Consider the following 9,881-nt stretch of genomic DNA (forward strand, 5'->3'; position numbering starts at 1 on the left):
ATATTAAAAGTCATTAATCATGATTATATCATTGATTTAAAAAGACCAACTCGCTATGCGAATTGGTCTTTTTATTACTATGCTATTTATAGTGTTTCTTCATAAAAAAGAACTGCTTACTCGGTAGCATTGTCTTTCTTATATTTCCATAATGATTGGTAAAATCATTGGACGACGTTTTGTTTTTTCGTATAGGAATGGTGCTAATGTATCTGTAATCTCATTTTTAATTTCAGACCATTGTGTTGTTTTGCGCTCCATTACCTTTTCTAAATGTGTTGTAATTAATGTTTGTGCATCGTTGATTAAATCGCTGCTCTCGCGCATATAAACGAATCCACGAGAGATGATATCAGGTCCTGCTGCAACTTTAAATTCTTTCATATCGATGCTTACAACTACGATAACCAGTCCTTCTTCAGAAAGAATGCGACGGTCACGTAATACAATGTTACCGATATCTCCAATGCCGTTTCCATCAATATAAACAGAGCCGGATGGGATTTTTCCAGCAACGCTCGCTTCATCTGAACGTAAGGCAAGAATATCACCATTATCCATAATGAAGCAATTTTCTTCTGGAATACCACAATCGTTTGCTAAATTCATATGCATACGTTGCATGCGATACTCACCATGGATTGGCATGAAATATTTAGGTTTAATTAGACGTAGCATTAGTTTTTGTTCTTCTTGTCCACCGTGTCCACTCGTATGAATATTTGAAAGTTTCCCATGAATTACATCAGCGCCAGCACGATATAACATATTGATTGTGCGGCTCACACTAACAGTATTTCCTGGAATTGGTGAAGAAGAGAAAACCACTGTATCGCCAGGAATGATTTGAATCTGACGGTGTGTACCATTAGCAATACGAGAAAGTGCTGCCATTGGTTCTCCTTGACTACCTGTACATAAGATGACAACTTGATTAGCTGGTAGTCGATTTAATTGAGATGATTCTACAAACGTATCTTTTGGACAGCGAATATAACCAAGATTTTGACCAATCTCAATTGCTGCTTCCATGCTTCGGCCAAAAACAGCTACTTTACGATTGTTTTCAACAGCAGCTTCGACAACTTGCTGTAAACGATGAATATTTGATGCAAAGGTTGCGAAGATAATACGTCCTTCCACTTTGCGGAAAATATCTTGAATGCTATCACCAACGCGTCTTTCAGACATTGTAAAGTTAGGGACTTCGCTGTTTGTACTATCGGATAAGAGACAAAGTACACCATCTTTACCGATTTCGGCCATTTTTGTTAAATCTGCAGGTTCACCAACTGGTGTGAAATCAAATTTAAAGTCTCCCGTATGAACAATTTGTCCTTGTGGTGTTTTCACAACGACTCCATAGGAATCTGGAATACTGTGCGTTGTACGGAAGAAGGAAACAGATGTCTTTTTGAATTTAATAACATCATCTTCTTGAATTTCGTAAAGTTTTGCTTTACGAAGTAATCCGTGCTCTTCTAATTTGTTTTTAATTAAGGCGATTGCTAATTTTCCACCGTAAATTGGGATGTTCACTTGGCGTAATAAGTAAGGGATCCCACCGATATGATCTTCGTGACCATGTGTGATAAATAGCCCTTTAATTTTATCTTCGTTTCGTACAAAATAAGTGTAATCAGGAATCACGTAATCGATTCCGAGAAGTTCGTCTTCTGGAAACTTAATTCCAGCATCAATTATAATAATTTCATCTTGAAATTGAACAGCATATGTATTTTTGCCGATTTCACCAAGTCCACCAAGAGCAAAAACGGCAACCTGATCATTTTTTAGGAATTTCATAAATTATACAATCTCCGTTAGTGTTAAATCAGCATTTTGCTTTTCGTATTCAAGATGAGCGCCAGTAACAGACTGAACAAACTCAATATTATATGCGAACTTTTTTAACTTTGTACGAACATCTCTTTCAGATTCAGCCTCTAAATATAAAACTTTTGTATTTTCACGTACTGGAACCTCAGTCATTTTTTCTTGATAAAATACTTTAAAAATCATTGGGAAAACCTCTCCTTGTCTATGTTTTGCATTATCTGTTACCTATTATAAAGCAAACAGTGATGATTTTCATGTTTTTTCGAATGGGAATGAAGAAAAAGCCCGAAATGGGCACCATTTAAGCAATTGTCTTTTTACGAACTAAATCATTTAAATAGCGTTTTAGCTTTTTCTTCAGCTTCTTCAGCATGATTACTCCTTCCTTTCCTTATTTTAAACGTGCATATGCATTTCATGCTTATGAGTAAGAACTCTTTCCTTCTATATTCTTAATGATGATAGAATGGGAGTGAGTGGATTGCTGTTTTAATGATTGAATGAGTTTTCGTTCTCCGTATAGGTTATCCCGTATTAACGAACGGTAGCCGTTAGTTATGGGTATAGTATGGGAAAGATTAGAAAAGAAAATTCATTCGAACAAATATCAGCATCCTTTTGATAGTATATGCACTTTTTGTAAATAAGGTTAGGAAGTGAACGCTTTCTTCACAGATGTTTAATATGTTATACTTTTTTTTAGAATTTGAAAAGTAATAATCAGAGTAGGAATATAGAAGGGGTAGAAAGGGTTTTGGTAAATGAATGATAAAATTGTCTTTTTTGATATTGATGGAACATTGCTAGATCATGATAAAAAAATCCCGCAATCTACAAGGGAAGCCGTACGTGCTTTGCAAGAAAAAGGAGTACATGTAGCAATTGCAACAGGACGTGCTCCGTTCATGTTTGAAGACATTCGTAATGAACTTAATATCCATAACTATGTAAGTTTTAATGGACAATATGTAGTATTTGAAGACGAGGTTATATTTAAAAATCCATTGCATCCAGAGACGCTACGTACTTTTACGTCGTTTGCAAAACAGGAAGGATATCCTCTAGTTTATTTGGATCATGAGGATATGAAAGCAACAATAGAATATCATGCCTATGTAAAAGAAAGCTTTGGTAGTTTGCAATTTGAACATCCAGTATATGAACCAAGTTTTTATGAAAATCGTGATATTTATCAAACACTTCTTTTTTGCCAAGCAGGTGAAGAAGAAAAGTTTCTTCATGATTACCCAGATTTCCACTTTATTCGTTGGCATGCGTATTCGATGGACATTATCCCAAATGGCGGTTCAAAAGCAAAAGGAATTGAAAAATTTATTGAGAAATTAGGATTCAAACGTGAACAGGTTTATGCTTTTGGAGATGGGTTAAATGATTTAGAAATGATTGAAGCGGTAGGAACAGGTATTGTGATGGGGAATGGTCATGAGGAATTGAAAAAGCTTGCAAATTATGTGACGAAAGATGTTAGTGAAGATGGTATCCGTCATGGGTTGCAGTGGGCTGGATTACTTTAATAAGAGATTATGGAAACCATTCCATAAAGAAGTGAAATAGATAGTAGTCAAAAAAGCAGAAGCTGTGGCTTCTGCTTTTTTATCGTTCTAGAGGTTTTGCATCCTCAGGAGCTGCAAAAGGATTTTCTTGGTTAATGTGATCATAGAACATTACACCGTTTAAATGATCAATTTCATGTTGGAATACAATCGCTGGTAATCCTTTTAAACGTAATTTCACTTTTTCACCATCAATAGTAGTTGCTGTAACTGTAATTCTTGTATAGCGAGGAACATAGCCAGGCACTTCACGATCTACGGATAAGCAACCTTCACCAGCTGGTAAGTATGTACGTTCAACAGAATGGCTAATGATTTTTGGATTGAATAGAGCATAGCTATATAATGTTTCATTGGTGTCTGTAACATGAACAGCGATCATTCTTTTTGAAACACCAATTTGTGGAGCTGCTAATCCAATTCCAGGACGTAATTTATATTTTTCAACCATTTCAGGGTTTTGACTATTGATCACAAATTCAATCATTTCTCGTAATATACGTGTATCTTCTTCATTCGCCGGCAGTGGTACTTCTTCTGCTACTGCTCTTAGAACGGGGCTTCCTTCACGAATTACATCATTCATTGTAAGCATATGTAATCTCTCCTTTCTCCTTTAGTCTACCAAAGGAGATGAAAAAAGTCATGGTAAAGTACATGGAGATTCTATACACATATAGTTTACAGAAGAAACTTTAGAAGAGGATATTTTGAATAGCATGCTTTAGCGATAAATGTTCTTGTGATAAAAAGAAAAGACGGCAAAGCCGCCTGTTCCTTTCCATAGTTGTTTTGTTTTACATTAACGAATGCAAGCTGCACCAACGATAATTAAAAGGATAAACAACACAACGATTAAGGCAAAGCCGCGGCCAGATCCGCATCCGCCGCCACAAGAACCGCCATAGCCATAGGAAGGATATGAGCAAGTTGGATAACAATATGTGTATCCGTACATGAGATGACCTCCTTTATCAGTTCCCGCTAATATTGCGGTTACTATAATGTATGGAGGGGTAGGTAAGAATGTATGGGCAGTTATCTAGAAATGGAAGAAGAGCTTGCATATTTTTATTACAAAGAGAGAAAAACTAAGGAGAATTAAATCGTTTACATATTATTCTATGATCAAAAGTAGGTTAAATAGGGAATAATATAACAGTAGGTTATTGCCTACTAATACAGATGTGAAAATAAAAACACGTAGGTATCGTGGAAAACTTAATGTTCTTCATAAAAAAACGTAACCAAAGTAATTGACATCGTGATTAGAATAGTTGTAAACTAAAAAACGTGATCAAGATTGTATTAATATGTTTCATAAAAAACATTAGTACAGATTGTTAGGTACACAAAATTATTCTCAACCGACAGGTGAGCTTGTTGGTTTACATGGTTGCGTTTTCGGACTAGCCAATTGCTAGTGAAAGCGTTTCAGAATATGGTTCAAGAGAGGAAGAGGTGAACGGAATGGGTACTAAAACAAAAAAGACCCTATTTAATGTTGATGAGCAAATGAAAGCTATCGCAGCTCAATTTGAAACATTACAAATTTTAAATGAAAAAGGCGAAGTTGTAAATGAAGCAGCAATGCCTGAATTAACTGATGATCAATTAAAAGAATTAATGCGCCGTATGGTGTATACTCGCGTACTAGATCAACGTTCTATTTCTTTAAACCGTCAAGGACGCTTAGGTTTCTACGCACCAACAGCTGGACAAGAGGCTTCTCAATTAGCAAGTCATTTTGCTCTTGAAAAAGAAGACTTCATTTTACCAGGATATCGTGATGTTCCACAATTAGTATGGCATGGTTTACCATTATACCAAGCATTCTTATTCTCTCGTGGACACTTCATGGGTAACCAAATGCCTGCAGATGTAAATGCACTTGCTCCACAGATCATTATCGGTGCGCAAATCATCCAAACTGCTGGTGTTGCGTTAGGTATGAAATTACGTGGTAAAAAATCTGTTGCAATTACTTACACTGGTGACGGTGGTGCTTCACAAGGTGACTTCTACGAAGGTATGAACTTTGCAGGTGCATTCAAAGCTCCAGCAATCTTCGTTGTTCAAAACAACCGTTACGCAATCTCTACTCCAGTAGAAAAACAATCTGCAGCAAAAACTGTAGCACAAAAAGCAGTTGCAGCAGGTATTTACGGAATTCAAGTAGACGGTATGGACCCATTAGCTGTATATGCAGCAACTGCTTTTGCTCGTGAGCGCGCAGTAAATGGTGAAGGCCCTACTTTAATTGAGACTTTAACATTCCGTTATGGTCCACATACAATGGCTGGTGATGACCCAACTCGTTACCGTACAAAAGATATCGAAAATGAATGGGAACAAAAAGATCCAATCGTACGTTTCCGTGCATTCTTAGAGAACAAAGGCATTTGGTCTCAAGAAGAAGAAGAAAAAGTAATCGAACAAGCTAAAGAAGACATTAAAGAAGCAATTGCTAAGGCTGACCAAGCTCCAAAACAAAAAGTAACTGATTTAATGGAAATCATGTACGAAGAAATGCCTTACAACTTAGCTGAACAATATGAAATTTACAAAGAAAAGGAGTCGAAGTAAGCCATGGCTCAAATGACAATGATTCAAGCAATCACTGATGCTTTACGCGTTGAAATGAAAAATGACCCTAACGTACTTGTATTTGGTGAAGACGTTGGTGTAAACGGCGGTGTATTCCGTGCTACTGAAGGCTTACAAGCTGAATTTGGTGAAGACCGTGTAATGGATACTCCACTTGCAGAGTCTGGTATCGGTGGACTTGCAGTTGGACTTGCACTTGAAGGCTTCCGTCCAGTTCCAGAAATTCAATTCTTCGGTTTCGTTTACGAAGTAATGGATTCAATTTCTGGTCAAATGGCTCGTTTACGTTACCGTTCTGGTGGACGTTGGACTGCTCCAATTACAGTTCGTTCTCCATTTGGTGGTGGCGTTCATACTCCAGAATTACACGCTGATAGCTTAGAAGGATTAGTTGCACAACAACCTGGTCTAAAAGTTGTTATTCCATCTACTCCATACGATGCAAAAGGCCTTTTAATTTCTGCGATTCGTGACAACGATCCAGTTATCTACTTAGAGCATATGAAATTGTACCGTTCATTCCGTCAAGAAGTACCAGAAGGCGAATACACAGTTGACTTAGGAAAAGCTGATGTTAAACGCGAAGGTACAGATGTATCTGTTATCGCATATGGTGCGATGGTACACGCTGCATTAAAAGCTGCTGAAGAACTTGAAAAAGAAGGTATCTCTTTAGAGGTTGTTGACTTACGTACAGTTCAACCATTAGATATCGAAACAATCATCGCTTCTGTTGAAAAAACAGGCCGCGTAGTTGTTGTTCAAGAAGCTCAAAAACAAGCTGGTATTGCAGCAAACGTTGTGGCGGAAATTAACGACCGTGCAATCTTAAACTTAGAAGCTCCAGTTGTACGTGTTGCAGCTGCTGATACAGTATTCCCATTCTCTCAAGCTGAGAGCGTATGGTTACCAAACCATAAAGATATTGTTGAAGCTGTTAACAAAGTAATGAACTTCTAATTTTAGTTTTTCATGTGCAAAAGAAATCAGCACATGCTGATTTCTTTTGCACTTATTCCATAATAATGATATAAATCAGGGGGCTGAATTCCGTGGCATTTGAATTTAAACTACCAGATATCGGTGAAGGTATCCACGAAGGTGAAATCGTAAAATGGTTTATTAAACCAGGCGATGAAGTAAACGAAGACGATGTACTTCTTGAAGTACAAAATGATAAAGCAGTTGTAGAAATTCCTTCTCCAGTTAAAGGAAAAGTACTTGACATTCTTGTAGAAGAAGGTACAGTAGCAGTAGTAGGAGATGTTCTTGTTAAATTTGACGCTCCTGGATATGAAAACCTTAAATTTAAAGGTGACGATCATGACGAAGCTCCAAAAGCTGAAGAAGTAAAAGAAGAAGCTCCAGCAACGGCAGCTACTCCAGCAGCAACTGAAGAAGTAGTTAATGAGCGCGTAATTGCTATGCCATCTGTTCGTAAATATGCACGTGAAAAAGGTGTAGACATCCTTAAAGTAGCTGGTACTGGTAAAAACGGTCGTATTGTAAAAGCTGACATCGATGCATTTGCAAATGGTGGACAAGCAGCAGTAGCAGCAACTGAAGCTCCAGTAGCGGCAGAAGCTCCAGCAGCGAAAGAAGAAGCACCAAAAGCACAACCAATTCCAGCTGGTGAATACCCAGAAACTCGTGAGAAAATGAGCGGTATCCGTAAAGCAATTGCGAAAGCAATGGTTAACTCTAAACACACAGCTCCTCACGTAACATTAATGGACGAAGTAGATGTAACAGAACTTGTTGCTCACCGTAAAAAGTTCAAAGCTGTTGCAGCTGACAAAGGTATTAAATTAACTTACCTTCCATACGTTGTAAAAGCGTTAACATCTGCATTACGTGAATACCCAATGTTGAACACTTCTTTAGATGATGCATCTTCAGAAATCGTTCATAAACATTACTTCAACATCGGTATCGCAGCTGATACAGACAAAGGTCTATTAGTACCAGTTGTTAAAGATACAGATCGCAAATCTATCTTCACAATCTCTAACGAGATCAATGAACTTGCTGGTAAAGCACGTGACGGTCGCTTAGCTCCAGCTGAAATGAAAGGTGCTTCTTGCACAATTACAAACATTGGTTCTGCAGGTGGACAATGGTTCACTCCAGTTATCAATCACCCAGAAGTAGCAATCCTTGGTATTGGCCGTATCGCTGAGAAACCAGTTGTGAAAAACGGTGAAATCGTTGCAGCTCCAGTATTAGCATTATCTCTAAGCTTTGACCATCGTTTAATTGACGGCGCAACTGCTCAAAAAGCATTAAACCAAATTAAACGTTTATTGAACGACCCACAATTATTAGTAATGGAGGCGTAATAACAATGGTAGTAGGAGATTTCCCAATTGAATTAGATACAGTCGTTGTTGGTGCAGGTCCTGGTGGATATGTTGCAGCAATTCGTGCAGCACAATTAGGTCAAAAGGTAGCAATTATTGAAAAGGCTAACCTTGGTGGCGTATGCTTAAACGTTGGATGTATTCCTTCTAAAGCATTAATCAATGCAGGTCACCGTTATGAGAATGCAAAACATTCTGATGACATGGGTATCACTGCTGAGAACGTAACAGTTGATTTCACAAAAGTTCAAGAATGGAAAAACGGCGTAGTTAAGAAATTAACTGGCGGTGTTGAAGGCCTTCTTAAAGGTAACAAAGTTGAAATCATTCGCGGTGAAGCTTACTTTGTAGATGCAAACACATTACGCGTAATGACTGAAGATGCAGCTCAAACGTATACGTTTAAAAATGCTGTTCTTGCAACAGGTTCTACTCCAATTGAAATTCCTGGATTCAAATACTCTAAACGTGTTCTTAACTCAACTGGTGCTTTAAGCTTACCTGAAATTCCGAAAAAGCTTGTTGTAATCGGCGGCGGTTACATCGGTATGGAATTAGGTACTGCATATGCAAACTTCGGTACTGAAGTTACTGTATTAGAAGCTGGCGATGAAATCTTAGCTGGTTTTGAAAAAGCAATGAGCCAAGTTGTAAAACGTGCCCTTCAGAAAAAAGGTAACGTAACAATCCATACAAAAGCTATGGCTAAAGGCGTTGAAGAAACTGAAAACGGTGTAAAAGTTAGCTTCGAAGTTAAAGGCGAAGTACAAACTGTAGAAGCAGATTACGTATTAGTAACTGTAGGTCGTCGTCCAAATACTCAAGAAATCGGTCTTGAGCAAGTTGGAATTAAAATGACTGACCGTGGTCTAATCGAAATCGACGAACAATGCCGTACGAATGTACCAAACATCTATGCAATTGGTGATATCGTTCCTGGACCACCATTAGCTCATAAAGCTTCTTACGAAGGTAAAGTAGCTGTTGAAGCAATTAGCGGTCACGCAGCGGCAATCGATTACATCGGAATTCCAGCAGTATGCTTCACTGATCCAGAATTAGCATCTGTTGGTTACACTAAGAAACAAGCTGAAGAAGCTGGAATGACAGTAGCAGTTTCTAAATTCCCATTCGCTGCAAACGGTCGTGCATTATCATTAAACAGCACAGACGGTTTCGTACAACTTGTAACACGTAAAGAAGATGGTCTTCTTGTAGGTGCACAAGTTGCAGGTGCAGGTGCTTCTGACATTATCTCTGAGATTGGTTTAGCTATCGAAGCTGGAATGACAGCAGAAGATATCGCTCAAACAATCCATGCTCACCCAACATTAGGTGAAATTACAATGGAAGCAGCTGAAGTTGCTCTTGGAATGCCAATTCACATTGTAAAATAATATAAAATAAAAAAGAACCCGTCTCTTATTTTTAAGAGACGGGTTCTTTTTTATTTTATGAATCATTCTTTTAAAGCTTTAGTATGGTTAGCAAGGTCATTATG

The 9,881-nt window shown here is 37.9% G+C and carries 9 protein-coding genes; 5 read left to right on the forward strand and 4 right to left on the reverse strand.

The genetic code is table 11. The features are described from left to right. Positions 1-138: 138 nt before the first annotated feature. Both rnjA and V7183_RS19130 read right to left on the reverse strand, forming a co-directional pair. Complete coding sequence (gene rnjA / locus V7183_RS19125) at positions 139-1,806, reverse strand: ribonuclease J1 (RefSeq protein ID WP_097894997.1); 1,668 nt, start codon at positions 1,804-1,806, stop codon at positions 139-141. A 3-nt stretch (positions 1,807-1,809) separates the two neighbouring features. After that, positions 1,810-2,022 (reverse strand): DNA-dependent RNA polymerase subunit epsilon, encoded by a 213-nt coding sequence (locus V7183_RS19130; RefSeq protein WP_097894998.1) that lies wholly within the window; start codon positions 2,020-2,022, stop codon positions 1,810-1,812. A 578-nt stretch (positions 2,023-2,600) separates the two neighbouring features. Here V7183_RS19130 and V7183_RS19135 point away from each other — a divergent pair. After that, positions 2,601-3,374, forward strand: a complete 774-nt coding sequence (locus V7183_RS19135) for a Cof-type HAD-IIB family hydrolase (RefSeq protein ID WP_335360488.1) — start codon at positions 2,601-2,603, stop codon at positions 3,372-3,374. A 79-nt stretch (positions 3,375-3,453) separates the two neighbouring features. Here V7183_RS19135 and def read toward each other — a convergent pair whose 3' ends face one another. Next, the gene (gene def, locus V7183_RS19140; RefSeq protein ID WP_097895000.1) at positions 3,454-4,008 is read right to left on the reverse strand and encodes a peptide deformylase; all 555 of its coding nucleotides are present in this window, start codon (positions 4,006-4,008) and stop codon (positions 3,454-3,456) included. Positions 4,009-4,215: 207 nt separating this feature from the next. After that, positions 4,216-4,371 (reverse strand): YjcZ family sporulation protein, encoded by a 156-nt coding sequence (locus tag V7183_RS19145; RefSeq protein ID WP_097895001.1) that lies wholly within the window; start codon positions 4,369-4,371, stop codon positions 4,216-4,218. A gap of 512 nt (positions 4,372-4,883) precedes the next feature. Here V7183_RS19145 and pdhA point away from each other — a divergent pair. The 4 genes from pdhA (at position 4,884) to lpdA (ending at position 9,777) form a co-directional block, all read left to right on the forward strand. Continuing rightward, on the forward strand, positions 4,884-5,999 hold the full coding sequence (gene pdhA, locus V7183_RS19150; protein WP_097895002.1) for a pyruvate dehydrogenase E1 component subunit alpha: 1,116 nt from the start codon (positions 4,884-4,886) through the stop codon (positions 5,997-5,999). Positions 6,000-6,002: 3 nt separating this feature from the next. Further along, positions 6,003-6,980 carry a pyruvate dehydrogenase complex E1 component subunit beta gene (pdhB, locus tag V7183_RS19155; RefSeq protein WP_097895003.1) on the forward strand — a complete coding sequence of 326 codons (978 nt, stop codon included), beginning with the start codon at positions 6,003-6,005 and terminating at the stop codon, positions 6,978-6,980. Positions 6,981-7,072: 92 nt separating this feature from the next. Beyond that, positions 7,073-8,359: a dihydrolipoamide acetyltransferase family protein gene (locus V7183_RS19160; RefSeq protein ID WP_335360489.1), complete on the forward strand. Its 1,287-nt coding sequence runs from the start codon at positions 7,073-7,075 to the stop codon at positions 8,357-8,359. A 5-nt stretch (positions 8,360-8,364) separates the two neighbouring features. Continuing rightward, positions 8,365-9,777, forward strand: coding sequence for a dihydrolipoyl dehydrogenase (lpdA, locus tag V7183_RS19165; protein WP_097895005.1), 1,413 nt, complete (start codon positions 8,365-8,367; stop codon positions 9,775-9,777). Positions 9,778-9,881: the final 104 nt, after the last annotated feature.

Origin of the sequence: Bacillus sp. JJ1127 (genome assembly GCF_036965845.1) — a bacterium.
Classification (GTDB): Bacteria; Bacillota; Bacilli; order Bacillales; family Bacillaceae_G; genus Bacillus_A.